The sequence below is a fragment of the Streptomyces griseus subsp. griseus genome (assembly GCF_000720255.1).
Lineage (GTDB): Bacteria > Actinomycetota > Actinomycetes > Streptomycetales > Streptomycetaceae > Streptomyces > Streptomyces griseus_I.
The window spans coordinates 755,201-773,269 of record NZ_JOJE01000001.1 but is presented as its reverse complement, the minus strand read 5'-3'; the positions used below and the strand labels follow the sequence as shown (position 1 = coordinate 773,269).

At 69.8% G+C, this 18,069-nt stretch carries 17 protein-coding genes; 5 read left to right on the top strand and 12 right to left on the bottom strand.

Annotation, left to right across the window (positions count from 1 at the left end; all coding sequences use genetic code 11):
• The 8 genes from IG99_RS03565 to IG99_RS03530 form a co-directional block, all read right to left on the bottom strand.
• On the bottom strand, positions 1-1,432 hold a 1,432-nt coding region (locus tag IG99_RS03565; protein WP_037669508.1), incomplete at its 3' end, for a pyridoxal phosphate-dependent aminotransferase.
• Between the two features lie 123 nt (positions 1,433-1,555).
• A complete protein-coding gene (locus IG99_RS03560) occupies positions 1,556-2,704 on the bottom strand; it encodes an aldose epimerase family protein (RefSeq protein WP_078947508.1) in 1,149 nt (382 codons plus the stop codon).
• On the bottom strand, positions 2,677-3,924 hold the full coding sequence (gene mmsB / locus IG99_RS03555; RefSeq protein ID WP_037669507.1) for a multiple monosaccharide ABC transporter permease: 1,248 nt from the start codon (positions 3,922-3,924) through the stop codon (positions 2,677-2,679). Before mmsB ends, IG99_RS03560 begins: the two co-directional genes overlap by 28 nt.
• Complete coding sequence (mmsA, locus tag IG99_RS03550; protein ID WP_037669505.1) at positions 3,921-5,471, bottom strand: multiple monosaccharide ABC transporter ATP-binding protein; 1,551 nt, start codon at positions 5,469-5,471, stop codon at positions 3,921-3,923. Before mmsA ends, mmsB begins: the two co-directional genes overlap by 4 nt.
• 43 nt (positions 5,472-5,514) lie before the next feature.
• On the bottom strand, positions 5,515-6,621 hold the full coding sequence (gene chvE, locus IG99_RS03545) for a multiple monosaccharide ABC transporter substrate-binding protein (protein ID WP_037669682.1): 1,107 nt from the start codon (positions 6,619-6,621) through the stop codon (positions 5,515-5,517).
• 149 nt (positions 6,622-6,770) lie between these two features.
• Positions 6,771-7,739: a hypothetical protein gene (locus tag IG99_RS03540; protein WP_037669502.1), complete on the bottom strand. Its 969-nt coding sequence runs from the start codon at positions 7,737-7,739 to the stop codon at positions 6,771-6,773.
• A 109-nt stretch (positions 7,740-7,848) separates the two neighbouring features.
• Positions 7,849-8,853 (bottom strand): zinc-dependent alcohol dehydrogenase, encoded by a 1,005-nt coding sequence (locus tag IG99_RS03535; protein ID WP_037669500.1) that lies wholly within the window; start codon positions 8,851-8,853, stop codon positions 7,849-7,851.
• Complete coding sequence (locus tag IG99_RS03530; protein ID WP_037669497.1) at positions 8,850-10,007, bottom strand: mandelate racemase/muconate lactonizing enzyme family protein; 1,158 nt, start codon at positions 10,005-10,007, stop codon at positions 8,850-8,852. The genes IG99_RS03535 and IG99_RS03530 overlap by 4 nt, the downstream gene beginning before the upstream one ends.
• 351 nt (positions 10,008-10,358) lie before the next feature.
• Between IG99_RS03530 and IG99_RS44995 the strand changes: the two genes are divergently transcribed.
• A complete protein-coding gene (locus tag IG99_RS44995) occupies positions 10,359-11,132 on the top strand; it encodes an SCO2400 family protein (RefSeq protein WP_037669496.1) in 774 nt (257 codons plus the stop codon).
• Positions 11,133-11,153: 21 nt separating this feature from the next.
• On the opposite strand, the gene IG99_RS03520 is transcribed toward IG99_RS44995, so the two are convergent.
• Positions 11,154-11,582 (bottom strand): ATP-binding protein, encoded by a 429-nt coding sequence (locus IG99_RS03520; RefSeq protein WP_051864867.1) that lies wholly within the window; start codon positions 11,580-11,582, stop codon positions 11,154-11,156.
• A 165-nt stretch (positions 11,583-11,747) separates the two neighbouring features.
• On the opposite strand from IG99_RS03520, the gene IG99_RS03515 reads away from it, so the two are divergent.
• Positions 11,748-12,290, top strand: a complete 543-nt coding sequence (locus tag IG99_RS03515; RefSeq protein WP_037669494.1) for a GntR family transcriptional regulator — start codon at positions 11,748-11,750, stop codon at positions 12,288-12,290.
• 4 nt (positions 12,291-12,294) lie between these two features.
• Positions 12,295-13,068, top strand: coding sequence for a GntR family transcriptional regulator (locus IG99_RS03510; RefSeq protein WP_037669491.1), 774 nt, complete (start codon positions 12,295-12,297; stop codon positions 13,066-13,068).
• Positions 13,069-13,099: 31 nt separating this feature from the next.
• Here IG99_RS03510 and IG99_RS03505 read toward each other — a convergent pair whose 3' ends face one another.
• Entirely contained in the window at positions 13,100-13,546 is a 447-nt protein-coding gene (locus tag IG99_RS03505) for a MarR family winged helix-turn-helix transcriptional regulator (protein WP_037669490.1), read from the bottom strand.
• Between the two features lie 101 nt (positions 13,547-13,647).
• On the opposite strand from IG99_RS03505, the gene IG99_RS03500 reads away from it, so the two are divergent.
• Complete coding sequence (locus tag IG99_RS03500; RefSeq protein ID WP_037669486.1) at positions 13,648-14,646, top strand: NADP-dependent oxidoreductase; 999 nt, start codon at positions 13,648-13,650, stop codon at positions 14,644-14,646.
• A gap of 80 nt (positions 14,647-14,726) precedes the next feature.
• Here IG99_RS03500 and IG99_RS03495 read toward each other — a convergent pair whose 3' ends face one another.
• Positions 14,727-15,878: an EstA family serine hydrolase gene (locus IG99_RS03495; protein ID WP_037669484.1), complete on the bottom strand. Its 1,152-nt coding sequence runs from the start codon at positions 15,876-15,878 to the stop codon at positions 14,727-14,729.
• Positions 15,879-16,006: 128 nt separating this feature from the next.
• Here IG99_RS03495 and IG99_RS03490 point away from each other — a divergent pair, with 128 nt between their 5' ends.
• Positions 16,007-16,825 carry an EI24 domain-containing protein gene (locus tag IG99_RS03490; RefSeq protein ID WP_037669482.1) on the top strand — a complete coding sequence of 273 codons (819 nt, stop codon included), beginning with the start codon at positions 16,007-16,009 and terminating at the stop codon, positions 16,823-16,825.
• Positions 16,826-16,831: 6 nt separating this feature from the next.
• Here IG99_RS03490 and IG99_RS03485 read toward each other — a convergent pair whose 3' ends face one another.
• Positions 16,832-18,064 (bottom strand): pyroglutamyl-peptidase I, encoded by a 1,233-nt coding sequence (locus IG99_RS03485; protein WP_037669480.1) that lies wholly within the window; start codon positions 18,062-18,064, stop codon positions 16,832-16,834.
• Positions 18,065-18,069 lie beyond the last annotated feature (5 nt).

The window sequence follows — 18,069 nt, the reverse complement described above, 5'->3', positions numbered from 1 at the left end:
GAGCCGGGAAGGGGGTGGGAGCCGGGAAGGGGGTGGGAGCCGGGGCCGGGGCGGCCGCCGGCTGGGGGAAGGTCTGGGCCGCGGCCGGCATCGGCATGCCCGTGCCGTTGGACGGGGTGGCCTGCGCCGCGGCGGGCATCGGCGCACCGGTGCCGGCGGCCGGAGCGGGCGCCAGCCCGGTCGGTGCGGCGGCCACCGCCTGAGCGGCCAGGCCCTGCAGGCCGGCCCCGTTGGTCGCGCTGACCAAGCGGTCCACGGCCGCCGTACCCGAGCTGTACTGGGTCCCTGTGCCCAGCTCGGGTACGGCGGCTCCCCTCCTGGTCCCGTAGAGCACCTGTTCCAGGCCTGACACCAGGCGACGCACGTCGACCTGGGGGCGCACCACGAGCCTCAGGAAGCGGCTGGACGAGCCGATCTTGTTGCCGCACTCACGGACCAGGATCCGGTGCTCGGTGAGCAGCCGGTCCCGTACCACGGTGCCCTCGGCGCCCACGGGGAGGCGTACGAAGAGGAAGTTGCCCTGCGACGGGTAGACCGTCAGACCGGGCAGCGCGGACAGCTGGCTCGCCATGTCGAGACGGTCCCGGCGCACCTGCTGGAGGCTCTGCGCGTACTCGGGGCCGTGCTCCTTGAGCATGAAGACGACATGCTCGGCGAAGGAGTTGAGGTTCCACTTGGGCAGCATGGAGCGGATCCGGCCGGCCAGCGCCGGGTTGGCGACCAGGTAGCCGAAGCGGATGCCGTGCAGGCCGAAGTTCTTGCCGAGGCTGCGCAGGACGACCACGTTCGGGCGCAGCATCGCCTCCTGCACCACGCTGGGTTCGGCCTCGGCGTCGGCGAACTCCAGGAAGGACTCGTCGATGACGACCAGGTCGAGGTCGGCCATCGCGTCCATGAACTGCACGACGGCGTGCTTGTGCAGGAAGCCGCCGTCGGGGTTGTTGGGGTTGCAGATGACGGCGACCCGGGTGCCGCGGGCCCGGATGAACTCGGCGTACTGCGCGAGGTCGAGGGCGAAACCGCTGGACTCCTGGAGCGGGAACATGTCGACCCGCTTGCCGGTCTCCATCGGCTGGTCGGTCCAGCGGCCGAAGGTGGGGACGGGGATGGCGAGGGACTCCCGGACCAGGAGGTGGTCGATCCAGGTGATCAGTTCGGTCGAGCCGTTGCCCATCGCCACGCACTGCGGCGGGAGCTGCAGGAGGCTGCACAGCTCGGCCGTGATCGTGTCGGCGCTGCTCGGGTAGTACGTGACGATGTCGCGGAGGCGCCCCGCCATCTCGTCGAACATCGCCGGGGTGGGGAAGTACGGGTTGCAGGGGATACAGAAGTCCACGGGGCCGGTTCCCTCGCCGCCCTCTCGCGTCAACGCCGCCATGGAGGGGCTGTGCGCCGCGGTGCTGCGGAACAGCGAGGTGACGTTGTCGGCCATGGAACCTCCGTATGGGGCGGGTCCGGTGGGGACGGCTGGACCCGTCGAATATGGGTGGCCCGCGCGGGGGAGCGCGGGCCACCCATGGATACGGAGGCGGGTGTGGAGCTGTTCAACGCGTTTTCAGCGGCCGAACGTGTGGACCGTCGTCGTGCGGTACGTCTGCCCCGGTCGCAGCACGGTCGACGGGAACGACGGCTGGTTGGGGGAGTCCGGGAAGTGCTGGGTCTCCAGGCACAGGGCGTCGCCCTGGCGGTAGACGCGGCCGCCGCTGCCGACGAGGGTGCCGTCGAGGAAGTTGCCCGAGTAGAACTGCAGGCCCGGCTCGGTGGTCGTGATCCTCAGGGTGCGGCCGGAGGCGGGGTCGCGGAGGGTGGCGACGTGCTCGGGCCGGTCGGTGCGGCCCTTGTCGAGGACGTAGTTGTGGTCGACGCCCTTGCAGTACAGCAGCTGCTCGTGGGCGACGCGCAGGTCCCGGCCGACCGCCTTGGCCTCGCGGAAGTCGAAGGGGGTGCCCGTCACGTCCGCCGACTCACCGGTGGGGATGAGCCCGGCGTCCACGGGCAGGTAGCGGGAGGCGGCGATCTGAAGTTCGTGGTCGTGGACCGAGCCGCTGCCCTCGCCGGCGAGGTTCCAGTAGACGTGACTGGTGAGGTTGACGACGGTGGGCTTGTCGGTGGTGGCCTCGTAGTCGATGCGCCAGTCGCCGTCGCCGGTGAGGGTGTACGTCACCCGCACCGCGAGCGTGCCCGGGTAGCCCATCTCGCCGTCGGCGCTGGTGAGGCGCAGACGCAGGCCGGCGTCCCGGCCGTCGGTGAACGGCTCGACGTCCCAGACGCGCCGGTCGAAGCCGTCGGTGCCGCCGTGCAGGCTGTTCTCGCCGTCGTTGACGGGCAGCTGGTGGCTCTCGCCGTCCAGGGTGAACCGGCCCTTGGCGAGGCGGTTGCCGTAGCGGCCGATCAGCGCGCCGAAGTAGGGGCTGCCGGCGACGTAGTCCTCGACGGTGTCGAAGCCGAGGGAGACGTTGGCGTACCGCCCGTGCCGGTCGGGGATCTCCAGGGACTGGACGATCCCGCCGTAGTCGAGGACCTTCAGCCGGGTCCCGCCGTTCTCCAGGGACCAGCTGGAGACCTTCGTGCCGTCGGCGAGCTCACCGAAGAGCGTCTTCACCACTTCCCGCCTTCCCCGGACGAATCCGGACAAAGAAAAACGGGCCCCGCCTTCCGGCGGGGCCCGCTCCGGTTTCAGGAACCGGACTTGCGCTTGTTCCACACGTCGAACCCGACCGCGGCCAGCAGGGCGAGGCCCTTGATGACCTGCTGCCAGTCGGTGCCGACGCTGAGGAGGTTCATGCCGTTGTTCAGCACGCCGAGGACGAGACCACCGATGATCGCGCCGAGGACCGTACCGACACCGCCGCTCATGGACGCGCCGCCGATGAACGACGAGGCGATGGCCTCGAGCTCGAAGTTGAGGCCCGCCTTCGGCGAGGCGGCGTTCAGACGGGCGGCGACCACCATGCCCGCGAGGGCCGCGAGGACGCCCATGTTCAGGAAGACGTAGAAGGTGACCTTCTTGTCCTTCACACCGGACAGCTTCGCCGCCGGCAGGTTGCCGCCGATCGCGTAGATGTGACGGCCGAAGACGGCGTTGCGCATGACGTAGCCGTAGCCGACGACCAGCACACCGAGGACGATCAGGATGATCGGCGCGCCCTTGTAGCTGGCGAGCAGCATGGTCACGGTGAGGATCGCGGCGACGATGGCGACGAGCTTCAGCAGGAAGATGTTCCGCGGGAGGATCTCCAGCGAGAACTCCTGCTGGCGCTTGCGGTCGCGGACCTCCTGGAGGACCACGAAGGCGACCAGGGCGAAGCCCAGCAGCAGCGTGATGTTGTGGTAATTCGTGTTCGGGCCGACCTCCGGCAGGAAGCCGTTGCCCATCTTCTGCAGACCGTCCGGGAACGGGCCGAGGGTCTGGCCCTCCAGGAAGATCTCCGTCATACCGCGGAAGAGCAGCATGCCCGCGAGGGTGACGATGAAGGAGGGTATGCCGAGATAGGCGATCAGGAAGCCCTGCACGGAGCCGGCGATGGCGCCCACGATCAGGCACAGCACCACCGCGAGGGGCCAGGCCACCTTGTGTTCCACGGTCAGTACGGCCGCGAAGGCGCCGACGAACGCCGTCAGTGAACCGACCGACAGGTCGATGTGACCCGCGATGATCACCAGCATCATGCCGATCGCGAGGATCAGGATGTAGCTGTTCTGCAGGACCAGGTTGGAGACGTTGCGCGGCAGCAGCAGGTCGCCGCCGGTCCACACCTGGAACAGGACCACGATCAGGCCGAGCGCGATCAGCATGCCGTACTGGCGCATGTTGCGGCGCAGACCGTCCAGCACCAGCTGGAGCAGACCGCCGTCGGCGGCGGATCCGCCGCTCTTGCCGGGCGGCGCGGCGGCCGGGCTCTTGTCGGTCACGTCGGTGCTCATCGGGTTACCTCTTTGTCCTTCGTCATCTGGCGCATCAGCACTTCCTGCGTGGCCTCCGCACGCGGGAACTCGCCCGTGAGCCGCCCCGCGGCCATCGTGTAGATGCGGTCGCACATTCCGAGCAGTTCCGGCAGCTCGGAGGAGATGAAGACGACCGCCTTGCCCTCGGCGGCCAGTTGGTCGATGACCGTGTAGATCTCGTACTTGGCACCGACGTCGATGCCGCGCGTGGGCTCGTCCAGGATCAGCACGTCGGGACCCGCGAAGATCCACTTGCTGAGGACGACCTTCTGCTGGTTGCCGCCGGACAGCCGGCCCACCGTCTCGAAGACGGTCGGGGCCTTGATGTTCATGGATTTGCGGAAGCCCTCGGAGACCTTCCGCTCCTCGTGCTCGTCGACCACGCCCCGCTTGGCGACCTTGTTCAGGGCGCTCAGCGAGATGTTGCGGTTGATGTCGTCGATGAGGTTGAGGCCGTAGTGCTTGCGGTCCTCGGTGACGTACGCGATGCCGTGCCCGACCGCCTCGGCGACGGACTTCGTACGGATCTCGGTGCCGTCCTTGAAGACCGTGCCGCCCGCGTGCCGGCCGTAGGAGCGTCCGAAGACGCTCATCGCGAGCTCGGTGCGGCCCGCGCCCATGAGGCCCGCGATGCCGACGATCTCCCCGCGCCGTACCTGGATCGACACGTCGTCGACGACCTTGCGCGTCTGGTCGATCGGGTGGTGCACGGTCCAGTTGCGGATCTCCAGCGCGGGGGCCGCGCCCTTCTCGGGCTCGTGCGGGGTGCGCTCGGGGAAGCGGTGGTCGAGGTCTCGGCCGACCATGCCGCTGATGATCCGGTCCTCGGTGGTCTCCGCCGCCTTGACGTCGAGCGTCTCGATCGACTGGCCGTCGCGGATGATCGTCACCGAGTCGGCGACCTTGCGGATCTCGTTGAGCTTGTGGGAGATGATGATCGAGGTGATGCCCTGCTTCTTCAACTCCAGGATGAGATCGAGGAGTTTGTCGCTGTCCTCGTCGTTCAGGGCAGCGGTCGGCTCATCCAGGATGAGCAGCTTCACCTTCTTCGACAGCGCCTTCGCGATCTCCACGAGCTGCTGCTTGCCCACGCCGATGTCGGCGACGCGGGTCTCGGGGTGGTCGCTCAGACCGACCCGGCGCAGCAGCTCGGAGGCGTGGCGCAGGGTCTCGTTCCAGTTGATGAGCCCGCCCTTGGCGTGCTCGTTGCCGAGGAAGATGTTCTCCGCCAGGGAGAGAAACGGCACCAGCGCCAGCTCCTGGTGGATGATGACGATGCCGTGTTCCTCGCTCGCCCGGATGTCCTTGAAGGAGCAGACCTCTCCCTCGAAGAGGATGTCGCCCTCGTAGGTGCCGTGCGGATGGACGCCGGAGAGCACCTTCATCAAGGTGGACTTCCCGGCGCCGTTCTCACCGCAGATGGCGTGGACCTCGCCCTGACGGACGGTCAGAGTGACGTTCGACAGCGCTTTGACGCCGGGAAAGGTCTTGACGATCGAGCGCATTTCCAGGACGGGTCCCGCCATGGTCGTGCCTTCCAATCAGTGTGTGTTGACGGCGATCGACGGATTACTTGAGCTGGTCCGCCGTGTAGTAACCGCCGTCGACGAGCACCTTCTGGTAGTTGGTCTTGTCGACGCTCACCGGCTGCAGCAGGTAGGCGGGGACGACCTTCTTGCCGTTGTCGTAGGTCTTGGTGTCGTTGACCTCGGGCTTCTTGCCGTTGAGGGCGTCGTCCACCATCGTCGAGGCGACCTCGGCGAGCTTGCGCAGGTCCTTGTAGACGGTCTGCGTCTGCTGGCCCGCGATGATCGACTTCACCGAGGCGAGCTCGGCGTCCTGGCCGGTGATGACCGGCAGCGGCTTGTTGCCGGAGCCGTAGCCGTCCGACTTCAGCGCCGACAGGATGCCGATGGAGATGCCGTCGTACGGCGACAGGACCGCGTCGACCTTCTTGCTCTTGTACGACTTGGTCAGGATGTCGTCCATGCGCCGCTGGGCGGTGGCGCCGTCCCAGCGCAGGGTGGTGACCTGGGTCATGTTGGTCTGGCCGGACTGGACGACGAGCTTCTTGCTGTCGATGTACGGCTTCAGGACGCTCATCGCGCCGCCGAAGAAGTACTTCGTGTTGTTGTCGTCGTTGGAGCCGGCGAAGAGCTCGATGTTGAACGGACCCTTGCCGTTCTTCAGGCCGAGCTTGTCGACGATGTAGTTGGCCTGGAGCTGGCCGACCTTCTCGTTGTCGAAGGACGCGTAGTAGTCGACGTTCGGCGTGCCGAGGATCAGGCGGTCGTAGGAGATGACCGGGATCTTGGCGTCGGCGGCCTGCTGGAGAACGTTGTTCAGGGACTTGTTGTCGATGGCCGCGACCACGAGGGCCTTGACGCCCTGGGTGATCAGGTTCTCGATCTGCGAGACCTGCTGGTCGGGGTCGTCCTCGCCGTAGACGAGCTTGGTCTTGTAGCCCTTGGCCTCGAGGTCCTTGACGACGTTCTTGCCGTCGGAGATCCAGCGCTCGGACGACTTGGTCGGCATCGCGATGCCGATGGTCCCGCCCTTGGCGCTGCCCTTGTCCTCCTTGGCGCCGCCTTCGCTGTTCTGGCCGCAGGCGGACAGGGTGAGGGCGAGGGAGGCGGCTCCGGCAACGGCGGCGAGAGCGGCTCTGCGGTTACGCATGGTCATCATCCTTGATGTTTCGTGCAGGGGTCGGTCTCGCGGAGGCGAGGACACTCCCGGCGGGGTCAGGTGCCGGGAACACCGAACAGATAGATGTGTGGGATTCTGCGCGCCTGTGTCAGCTTCTGTGAAGCGAGGTTTCCGGAACGTTATGACCCGATGTCGAACCTGTTCAGTTCGCCGGGCAGCCGGGAGCCGAGCGGAGCCATGTCGCCCGCCGCTCCGTGCCGCTCCAGAAGGTCCAGCGCGAGCCGGCCGCGCCGCACCCGCTCCTTGGCCGTGGAGAGCGTCAGATCCCGCAGGTGGTGACCGTACGGGTAGATCCCCGGAGCCTTGGACAGGCCGAACTTCAGGTACAGCGGCGCACCGCGGCGAATCAGCTCGGCGACCTCGTACATCCGGATGTAGCCGCCCAAGTCGTCGGGCGCCTCAATGTACATGTCCATGGGAGCGCCCGAAACCCGTCGGATCTCGGTGAGGTGATCGAGCGTCAGATCGCTGGGCACATTGATCGAGTCGCCGCCGAGACGCTCGTACACCGCGTACGCCGCCGGGTTGACCGGACCGATGAGGGCCGACACCTTCAGCGTGGTGTCGGCCGGGATGATGCCGGCCGCACGCGCCCGGTGCAGCGTCCACAGCACGCCCTCGTCGGCGACGAGGAGGCACTTGACGCCCAACTCCGTCGCGCGGACGGCGTCTTCCACACAGCCGGCCACGGCGTCGTGGCCGCGGGCTCTGAGTCCGCCGCCGCGCGAGTCGGTACGGGTCGAACCACCGATGTCCCACGTGCCGCGCGGGCCGGTGAACAGGCAGAGCTCGATGTCGCGTTCACCGGTGGCCTCGACCATCTCGGTGATCTCGGCGTCGGTCAGCATCCAGATGCCGCTGCCCTGGCTGATCCGGTGGATCGGCACGTCGAGGCGGGAGGCCTCCTTGAGGACGACGGCCAGTGCTTCGGGCCCCTCGCACGAGGGGATCTCGGTGCGCCAGCGGCCGCCACCGGGGAAGGTGTGGGGCGAGGCGTCGGCGGGGGAGAGGTCGGGCGCGCCCAGGCCGAGCGCGGCGAGCGCCTGCTCACCGGGTCGACGGGGCGCCGGGGCGGAGGCGTCGGTCACTGAGTGTCCTTCGTGTTCGATATTTCGGCGGAGGTTCGCGACGGAAGGCGTGCGGGTCTGGGGTACACCGGCACGGGGACCGTCAGGTTGCCCCCGTGCCGGCGTACGTCTATGGGTGGAGCAGGACCTTGCCGACCTTCGGATCGCCGGACCCCACCAGATCGATGGCCTGCGAGAACTCGGCGAGCGGCAGCTCGTGCGTGATCAGCGGCTTCGGATCGAGCAGACCGGCGGCGAAGACGCGCACGGTGTGCGCCCAGGCGTCCGGCGGCGCGCCGAAGACCGTGTGCACCTCCAGCTGCCGTACGACCAGGTCGGTGGGGTCGAGGCCCTCGGCGCCCGACGCCGGGATGCCCGTGAGGACCAGCCGGCCGCCCCGCCTGAGGAGGGCGGCGGAGGTCCGCGCGGCGGACGCGGACCCGGCGGTCTCGATCACCACGTCGAAGTCGTCGGGGAGCTCCTGGTCGCGGGTACGGAAGTCGGTGGCCCCGTACTGGCGCGAGAGCGCCTCCCGGTCGCCCCGGGTGCCGACCACGAGCAACTCGGCCGGGGAGCCCGCCTTCAGGAACTGCACGGCGAACATGCCGAGCGTGCCGGTGCCGACCACCGCGACCCGCTCACCGGGGCGCGCGTTGGCCTTGATCGCGGCGGCCGCGATGCAGGCCGCCGGCTCCAGCAGGGCGGCGGCGGACAGGTCGGCGTCGTCCGGCAGGGCGTGCAGCAGCCGGGCGGGGAGGGTGAGCGTGGTCGCCATCGCTCCGGGCTGTGTGAAGCCCGTCTCCTCGTACCCGGCCGTGCACAGGGTCGTCTCGCCCGCGTGGCAGCGGTCGCACACCTGGCAGTTGCGGAAGCCCTCGCCGACGACCTTGCGGCCGACCAGCGAGTCGGGGACCCCGGCGCCGACCGCCTCCACCGTCCCGGACCACTCGTGGCCGGGGGTCAGCGGATAGCGGACGTAGCCCTCGGGCCGGTTGCCCTGGTAGACCTCGCGGTCACTTCCGCAGATGCCGACGGCGTGCACCCGGACCAGGGCCTCACCGGCCCCCGGCTGCCGGGGCTCGTGAGAGGTGAGCCGGTGTTCACCCGGCGCCTCGATCACGACAGCCGTGCTCACTTGGTGCCCTTCGGCTTGCGCTGCTCCCAGCCCTCGGCCCACAGGTCGAAACGGGCCTGCTGCTGCGGGAACTCGGCCGCCGCGTCGACATCCAGCTCAACGCCGAGACCCGGCGCCTCGGAGAGGTGGAAGTAGCCGTCCACGACCTGCGGCGCGCCCTTGATCACCTTCTTGATGTCGGCGTCCGCGAAGTCGTTGAAGTGCTCCAGGATCTTGAAGTTCGGCGCGGTGAAGCCGACCTGGAGGGAGGCGGCGGTCAGCACCGGGCCACCCACGTTGTGCGGGGCCACCAGCATGTAGTGGGTCTCCGCGGTCGCGGCGAGCTTGCGGGTCTCCCAGATGCCGCCGATGTGGCCGACGTCGGGCTGGATGATGTCCACGGCCTGGCTCTCGAAGAGCTCGCGGAACTCGATGCGGTCGTGGATGCGCTCACCGGTGGCGACCGGCATGTCGACCTTGGCGGCGACCTTCTCCAGCGCCTTCAGGTTCTCCGGCGGAACCGGCTCCTCCAGCCAGGCCGGCTTGAAGGGCGCGAGCTCCTTGGCCAGGCGGACCGCGGTGGCCGGGGAGAAACGGCCGTGCATCTCGAGCATCAGCTCGGCGTCCGGGCCGATGGCGTCGCGGACGGCCTCGATGAGGGAGACGGCGTACAGGCTCTGCTCGTGGTCGAGCTCGAAGTGACCGGTGCCGAAGGGGTCGATCTTGAGCGCCTTGTAGCCGCGCTCCATGACCCCGCGGGCGGCCTTGTGGTAGGCCTCCGGGGTCCGCTCGGTGGTGTACCAGCCGTTGGCGTAGGCCTTGACCTTGTCGGTGACCTTGCCGCCCAGCAGCTGCCAGACCGGCACGCCGAGGGCCTTGCCCTTGATGTCCCAGCAGGCCATCTCGATGACGGCGATGCCGGACATCACGATCTCGCCCGCGCGGCCGTAGTCGCCGTACTTCATCCGCTTGACGAGGTCCTCGACAGCGAACGGGTCCGAACCGAGAATGTGGTTCTGCTCGGCTTCCCGCAGGTAACCGAGCAGCGCGTCGGTGTGGCCCAGCATCCGGGTCTCGCCGACTCCGCTGATGCCCTCGTCGGTGTGCACCTGGACGTACGTCAGGTTGCGCCACGGCGTCCCGACCACGTGTGTGCTGATTCCAGTGATGCGCACGGCAGTTGCCCCTTGCTGCTTCGTCGGTAGCGTACTTCGGCTCGAGTGGTTGCGTCTCGTCGTGTTCGAGATTTCGTCACACGTTCGAAATGCTGGGCAGACAGTAAGGATGCGGCGCCTTGAGTGTCAATGGGTGGCACACATAACGGTTTCGACAGTTCCGCCGGCCGGTTTCGCGACGATCTTGGGGAGAACGGGTGGCGATGTCGCGGTTACCGGTGGAAGCCGCAAGTTGGCCTGGAATGGTGGGCGGTTTTCTTCCGGGGCCGCGCTGGAACGGCCGGTTTCCCACATAACTTTCACAGGGGACCCTAGGAACGTCACACGGCCGGAACTTACTCTTCCCGCGTCATGGACTACTGCCACCCGTGCCGACGGCACCTCAACGGCGCCCTCGCCTGCCCGGGCTGCGGCGCCTCAGCGGATTCTCTCCACGCGTACGCGCGGGAGGCGGACGTGCCGCCGACCGCCGCCGACGAGCCGCATGAGCCGTACGGTGACGACGAGGGCGCCCATGGTGAGGAGGATGAGCCGCGCGGGAGGGCCGCCAGGCGCCGTGGCCGGGGGCGCGGGCGGGAGGCCGTCGAGGAGTCGACCGGGCCGACCGGAGCGGGGGCGAGCCGGCGCGACCGCAAGGCGGCCGCGCACCGCAGACGCCGTCGCCGCGCCCTGCTGGTGGCGGCGGGCTTCGTCCTGGCGGCGGGCGGTCTGAGCCTCGCGGAACTGGGCATGGACGCGCCGGGCTCGCATCCGAAGGAGGCGAGTGCCGGGGATGCCTCGGCGGAGGGCGGAACCTCGGCGGAGGCGGGGGAGACGGCACGGCCGGCGGACGCCTCCAAAGGCAAGGGCGGGAACAGGAGTTCGACGTCGGCCTCCCCGGAGGCCTCGGATTCCGCTTCGGCCTCCGCGTCCCCGTCGCAGAGCGAGTCGGGCAAGCCCGACGACGACAAGGGCAAGGACGACCGGTCGGCGACCGGACCCCCGCGGTCCAGCACTCCGCCGACACCCCCGGCGGCGACCCCCACCGCGACGACCGCCCCCACCTCCGCCCCGACCACGTCCAGGCCGGACCCCGACCCTTCACCTTCGGAGACCTGCAACCGCTTCTTGTGGTGGTGCACCTAGCGTCCTGGCCCGCGACGCGACTCACCAATCGTTTTCGGCCAACTGGCATGGCACATGAGCCGTCTTGAACGTCGCCCAGACCGTCTTGCCGACCACGTGCTCGGTCACGCCGAAGTCGTCGGCCAGTTCCCGCGCCAGAAGCAGACCGCGCCCTGAGCACTCGTCAAGCCGTGGCTCGGGCAGCGGACTTCGGACGGTGAGGGCGCCGTCGCCGGTGTCGCGGACCTCGAGGCGGATCACCGTGCCGTCGAGGGAGAGGTTCACGCAGTACTCCCGGCCCGGGGGCGCTCCGTGCAGCAGGGCGTTGGTGGCGAGTTCCGAGACGCAGAGCCGTATGTCGTCCAGCCGGTCGGTGCAGCCCCAGTCCCCGAGGACCTGGACGGCGAATTCCCGGGCGTCGCGCACGGAGGTGCGCGAGCGCGGGAAGCGGCGTTGCCGTGGCGCGGGCATGGTGGGCGTCCTCCGTGCTTCCTCGGGCGTCCAGCGGGCCGTCACGGTACTTCTGTTCGCGAAAAGCGGCAAGGTTGGGCCAAAGGTACAGGGGATGGGAGTGGTTCGGGAGCGTCGCCTAACGTGTAGGGCACACAAGGCCAATGAGCCGGACGGGAGGACGTCTTGAGCGCGAGCAGCTGGGTCAGCACGTCGGTGCCGTACCTGACGCCCCGCCAGTCGGGCACGGGCGACGCCTGGGGTGCCGAGGCGGCGGCCCGGGGGCGGCGGGGCGGCCAGCGGATCGCACACGCGGGCGAGGTACCCGCGCCGGCGGACGTGGCCGAGCTGTTCGGCATCGCGCCGGGCGAGCCGGTCGTCGTACGGCGGCGGCTGATCCTGCTCGACGAGGAACCGACCGAACTGACCGACACGTACTACCCGATCGGTATAGCCCGCGACACGGCCCTCGCCCGCCCGGCAAAGATTCCCGGCGGCGCCGTCACGCTCCTCGCCGAGCTGGGGCACGCCGGCGTCCTCGTCCGGGAGGACGTCACGGCCGGCATGCCCGACGAGGAGGAGCACGAGACCCTGAGGACCGCGCCCGACGAGCCCGTCCTGCGGCTGACCAGGATCACCCTCGACCGCGACGACCGGCCGATCCAGGCCGACCGTATGGTGATGCCCGCCCTCCGGCAGAGACTGCGCTACGAGATCAGGATCGGGTGACCCCGTGCCCAAGGCCGAACCGGACGCCCCCGACCGCCGTTCGCTGCACGAGCGGATCGCGGCCGACCTGCGGGACGAGATCATGGGCGGAGAACTGCCCCCGGGGGCCAGTCTGCCGTCCACCGCGCAGCTCAAGGCCCGTTTCGACGCCTCGAACGCCACCGTGCAGAAGGCGTTGCACCTGCTGAAGGAGGAGGGCCTGGCCGTCGGCAGGGCGGGCGCCGCGGTCACCGTCCGTGAGCACCGCCGGCGCACGGTGCGGCCCGCCGCCTCCATGGCCACGGGCGGGCCCGGGCAGACCTACCGCTGGCTCACCGAGGCGGCCGGGCGGGGCGCGCAGGCCCGCAGCACGATCCTCGACGTCACGGAGTGCGTCCCGCCCGCCGACGTCCGCGCGGCCTTCGGCCTGTCCCGGGGCCGCACGGTGTTACGGCGCCGTCAGCTCCTGCTGGTCGACGACGAGCCCGCCGAACTGGTCACCTGCTACTACCCGGTGGAGATCGCCCGGGGCACGTCGCTGATGGACCGCCGTCGCATCAGGGGCGGCACCGCCGCCCTCCTCGCCGCACTCGGTCACCCGCCCCGCCGCAGCGTGGACCGGGTCTCCGCCCGGATCCCGACCCAGGAGCAGTACCAGGCACTCCGGCTCACCAGCAGCACGCCCGTCCTGCGCACCCTCCGCATCGTCCACAGCGACGGCGAGCGCCCCGTCGAGGCGACGGTCATGGTGAAGGCGGGGCACTTGTACGAGGTGGAGTACGAGTTCGTCCCCGACTAGGTGTCTCGCCCAGCCGTCGGCCGACCGGCGTCTACCCGACGCCCCCGTGCAGCATCCGTGCCAGCAGCCCCCGCAGTACCAACCGCTCCTCCTCCGACAGTCCGGCCAGCGGCTCCCGCGCGAACCGCAGCGACTCGCGCAGGCCCCGGGCCACCCGGCGCCCCTCGTCCGTCGCCGCCGCGACCTTCACCCGGCGGTCGGCCGGGTCCGGACGGCGCTCGACCAGACCGCGCGACTCCAGGCGGTCCACGATCCCCGTCACGTTCGACGGCTCGCACTTCAGCCTCTGCGCCAGCTTGCGCATCGGCAGCGGCTCCAGGGAGAGCAGGCTGAGCAGCCGGGCCTGCGCCCCGGTGAGGGTGTGGTCGGCGGCCGCTTCCTCGTAGTCCTCGTAGTAGCGGGCCACGACCTCCCCGATCAGCTCGACGACTTCCAGGGTCAGAGCATCGGGTCGGCGGGTCTGCTGTGGTGTGACCATGCGATCCAGGGTACCCGTTTACTTGACAACCTGAAATATTCAGGAGCATGGTTGTTTCAGGTACTGAAGTAAATGACTGAAGTAAGTGAAAGGCTGTAGTCATGATCAACCGCGAGTGGCACCTGCTCAGCCGTCCCGTCGGCTGGCCGAAGCCGGAGGACTTCGCCCTGGTCGAGGCGGAGGCACCCACGCCGGGCGAGGGTCAGGTGCTGGTGCGGAACAAGTACCTCTCCGTCGACCCCTACATGCGGGGCCGCATGAGCGCCGCCAAGTCCTATGTCGCCCCCTTCGAGCTCGGCAAGGTCATGCAGGGCGGCGCCGTCGGTGAGGTCGTCGCCTCCAACGCCGAGGGCATCGCCGTCGGCGACCACGTGCTGCACTTCTTCGGCTGGCGCGAGTACGCGGCGGTGGACGCGAAGAACGCCGTCAAGGTCGACCCCGAGGCCGCGCCGCTGTCGACGTACCTCGGCGTCCTCGGCATGACCGGCCTCACCGCCTACGCCGGTCTGCTGCGCACCGCCTCCTTCAAGGAGGGCGACTCCGTCTTCGTCTCCGGCGCGGCCGGCGCGGTCGGCGGCCAGGTCGGCCAGATCGCCAAGCTCAAGGGCGCCTCCCGGGTCATCGGCTCGGCCGGCTCGGACGAGAAGGTCAAGCTCCTCGTCGAGGAGTACGGCTTCGACGCGGCCTTCAACTACAAGAACGGCTCCGTCAGCGAGCAGCTGCGCGAGGCCGCGCCCGACGGTGTGGACGTCTACTTCGACAATGTCGGCGGCGACCACCTCGAGGCCGCGATCGGCGCCCTCAACGAGAAGGGCCGCATCGCGATCTGCGGCATGATCTCCGTCTACAACAACACCGAGCCCGCCCCCGGCCCGAAGAACCTGGCCCGCCTCATCCAGACCCGCGGCCGCATCGAGGGCTTGCTGGTCGGCGACCACTACGACCTCCAGCCCCAGTTCGTCCAGGAGGTCGGCCCCTGGGTCGCCTCGGGCGCGCTCAAGTACCGCGAGACGGTCGTCGAGGGCATCGAGAACAACCTGGAGGCCTTCCTCGGCGTCCTGCGCGGCGACAACACGGGCAAGATGATCGTCAAGCTCTAGGCTCCGCCGCAGCCCGAGAAGGCCGCACCCCGCGTCCTTGAGTTCCAGGACTCGGGGCGCGGCCTTCGCGTTCGCGGGAGTCAGCTCGCCAGCGCGGCCCTGTGCACAGCCGCCGCCAACCGGTCGTTCTCCGGCGCGGCCCCGCCGGGGAAGGCGTTGCGGCGCCTTGTGTACCCGTACGCCAGCCCACTGCGCGGATCAGCGAAAGCCTGGCTGCCCCCGGCCCCGCTGTGCCCGAACGTCCCCGCGCCCAGGAACGGGTGCCACGCGTCGGCGGTCGCCTGGAAGCCCAGCCCGTACGACTTGTGCGTACGGGCCACCAGGTCGTACCCCACGGAGTGGAGCTGCCCGAACTCCGCCGTCGTGTCCTCCTTCAGCAGCGGCGCCTTCCCGTCGACCTCACTGATCGCCGCCGCGTACATCCCGGCGAGCCCGCGCGCGGAGGCCACCCCGCCCACCGACGCCGGGCCCTTCGCCCGGACCGTGCGGTCGTTGGGCAGGTCGACCAGGTCGGTGGGATCGTCGGTGTGCCCGTTGAAGGCGATGGACGCGAGGGTGTGCGGCCCCGACGGCAGGGAGTCCAGCAGTGCCTGCTGCTTGGCGGTCGGCTCCATCGGCTGCACCGGACGGAAGCGCGGCTCGTGCGCGGCCGGCAGCCCGAGGAAGAAGTCCAGCCCGTAGGGGGCCCGGATCCGCTCCTCGTACACCTCCTGGAGCGTACGTCCCGTGGCCCGCCGTACCACCTCGCCGGTGAGCGCGCCGATGACCAGCGCGTGATAGCCGAACGCCGTGCCAGGACGCCAGAACGGCCGCTGGTCGGCCAGGCGTTCGGCGATCTGCCGGTCGTCGGCGAGCTCGGCCGCCGAGAACCCGGTGTCCGTGCCGACCAGCCCGGCCCGGTGCGCGAGCAGCTCGCGCAGGGTCAGGGCACCCTTGCCCTCGGTGCCGAACTCGGGCCAGTAGTAGGTCACTTTGCGGTCGAGTTCCAGCGTGCCGTCCTGCACGAGCAGCGCGACCACGAGATGGGCGGCACCCTTGGTGGACGAGTACACGCCGTACAGGGAACCCGCGTCGACGCCGTCCCCGGCCCACAGGTCCACGACCGGGCGGCCCCGCACGAACGCGCTCAACTGACCCTCGTAATCCGGCCGTTCACTGGCCACGAAGGCGGCGAACTCCTCCCGCACGGTCTCGTAGCCGTCGGCGACGGTGCCCTGGATCTCCTGTGCCATCCGCTCTCCTCAACTTCAGCCGCTGTGCGCGTGTGCCCTGGTGGGCGCACCGCGACACCACCCCTGCTGATGATCGGTACGGCGAGGTGCGTCCGTTCGACTCAGCCCTCCCCCGATAGAGTTCGGCCATGCGTGATCTCGGGGTTGGTTTCGGTTATCTGCTGAAGGGCCAACGATGGGTGGCCCGGCACGGCAAGCAGTACGGTTTCGGGCTCGTCCCCGGCCTGATCACCCTGGTCCTCTACGCGGGGGCGCTGGTGGCGCTCGCGTTGTGGGGCGAGGACTTCGTCGCCTGGACGACCCCGTTCGCCGACGACTGGTCGAGCCCCTGGATCGGTCTCTTCCGCGGCTTCCTCACCGTCGTCCTGTTCGCGCTCGCCCTCCTCCTCTCCGTGCTGACCTTCACCGCGGTCACGCTCCTCATCGGCCAGCCCTTCTACGAGAACCTCTCCGAGAAGGTCGACCGCGACGTGTCCCCCGACGGCACGGCTCCCGAGTCGGGCCTGCCGCTCTGGCGCGAACTGTGGATCTCGGCGTGCGACAGCCTGCGCATCGTCGTCCGGGCCCTGCTCTGGGCGGTCCTGCTCTTCGCCCTCGGCTTCGTCCCGTTCGTCGGCCAGACCGTCGTCCCGGTGCTCGGCTTCTTCGTCACGGGGTTCTTCCTCACCGAGGAACTCACCGCCGTCGCCCTCCAGCGCCGAGGCGTCGAACTCCGCGAACGCCTCACTCTCCTGCGTGCCCGCAAGACCCTCGTCTGGGGCTTCGGCACCCCCCTGGGCCTGGCCTTCCTCGTCCCCCTCGTCGCGGTCTTCCTGATGCCGGGCGCGGTGGCGGGCGCGACGCTGCTGGCGCGGGACCTGCTGGGCGAGGAGACCGAGGAGGACGGCGACGAGGACGGCCAGGACCAGCCCGAGCCCTTCGGCGCCGGCCCCGGTCACTCCGGCTGAGGGCTCTCAGGAACCCGCACCCTCCACCGCGGTCACCAGGATCGACCGCACCTGCGCGATGATGTCCAGCCGATTCCGCACGAACTCGGGGTCGGTCACCTGGGTGGTGTTGCCCGCCCCGAACTGCAGCACGGGGGTGTGCACATGCCCACCCGGCACCACATCACGCAGCCCGAGCCGGTCCCGCAGCAGCGTCGCCCGGTAGGCGATCTCGTTGGAGAGATAGTCCCCGCCGCCGCCCGCCCGCGCGGTCGATCCGGGCGTCGGCCCCTCCGGCCGTACGACGGCCTGCGTCCCTCCCGCCGGGATCTCGGTCACGCTCGTGTTGTCGTACACCGGGAACCGCCCGGTGTCCGCCGCCACGATCTTCGAGTACGGCAGGGTCGTGGTCGTCCACTGCGGCTGCGAGGCCGGGTCGGTCACCGGGATCGTCTCCGTCGGCCCGATGTTGTCGTTGTCCCCGAAGCCACCCCGCCACGCCCCGTTGGTCCGCTCCACGTCGAAGCGCCCGACCCGCCCCTGGCTCACGGTCGTGAACAGGTCCACCTCCGGCAGATACGGCCGTAGCGTCCGCTCCACCGTCCCCCGGGTGAAGTCCGCCCACCGCACCGGGAACACGGCGGTCTCCACCCGTGCCGGACCCCGCTCCGTCTCGATCACCGTGCCGTCGAGGGCGAGCGCACTGGCCCCGGACGGGTTGGAGATCCGTACGTCCCGGTCCAGCGTGAACGGATCGAAGCCGGTGACGAGGACACGCCGGACGCCGGCCGCGTACCGGATGGAGGTCTGCCCGCGGGAAGCCTGTTCCAACGCGTCCAGCAGTCCCGCCCGTCGCGCTTCGCCGAGGCCGAACTTCGGCTCCCAGAGCCGAACTTCGCGAGTCATCCCCAGCCGCGCCCAGTACAGCGGCCGGTCGTCGTCCCGGCTGAGGTCCCCGCCCGCCGGACCTCGCCCCTGCGCCCGGTCCACCGCCCGCCGCCACAACACCGAGGCCTCCCGTACGACGATGTGGCGGGCCTGTGCGTACGAGCGCGCGGTGCCGAGCGCACGGGCGAACTCCGGTGCCACGGTGTCGAACCCGGCCCGCCGGAGGATCTCCTGGGGCACGGCCCGGTCCAGGCGCTGCTCCTCGACCGTGGGCGCGGGTGCCGCCTCCGCGGCGCTCGCGGTGGCCGGGGCGGAGAGGCCGGCCACCAGGGCCAGTCCGAGGACGCCGATCCGAACTCGTATGGATCGCAAGGTGG

Bases quoted from the DNA above. Each gene is read 5' to 3' on its own strand.
- IG99_RS03520 (WP_051864867.1), bottom strand. From the start codon at position 11,582: ATGCCCGCGCCACGGCAACGCCGCTTCCCGCGCTCGCGCACCTCCGTG.
- IG99_RS44995 (WP_037669496.1), top strand. From the start codon at position 10,359: ATGGACTACTGCCACCCGTGCCGACGGCACCTCAACGGCGCCCTCGCC.
- chvE (WP_037669682.1), bottom strand. From the start codon at position 6,621: ATGCGTAACCGCAGAGCCGCTCTCGCCGCCGTTGCCGGAGCCGCCTCC.
- IG99_RS03505 (WP_037669490.1), bottom strand. From the start codon at position 13,546: ATGGTCACACCACAGCAGACCCGCCGACCCGATGCTCTGACCCTGGAA.
- mmsA (WP_037669505.1), bottom strand. From the start codon at position 5,471: ATGGCGGGACCCGTCCTGGAAATGCGCTCGATCGTCAAGACCTTTCCC.
- IG99_RS03495 (WP_037669484.1), bottom strand. From the start codon at position 15,878: ATGGCACAGGAGATCCAGGGCACCGTCGCCGACGGCTACGAGACCGTG.
- mmsB (WP_037669507.1), bottom strand. From the start codon at position 3,924: ATGAGCACCGACGTGACCGACAAGAGCCCGGCCGCCGCGCCGCCCGGC.
- IG99_RS03490 (WP_037669482.1), top strand. From the start codon at position 16,007: ATGCGTGATCTCGGGGTTGGTTTCGGTTATCTGCTGAAGGGCCAACGA.
- IG99_RS03500 (WP_037669486.1), top strand. From the start codon at position 13,648: ATGATCAACCGCGAGTGGCACCTGCTCAGCCGTCCCGTCGGCTGGCCG.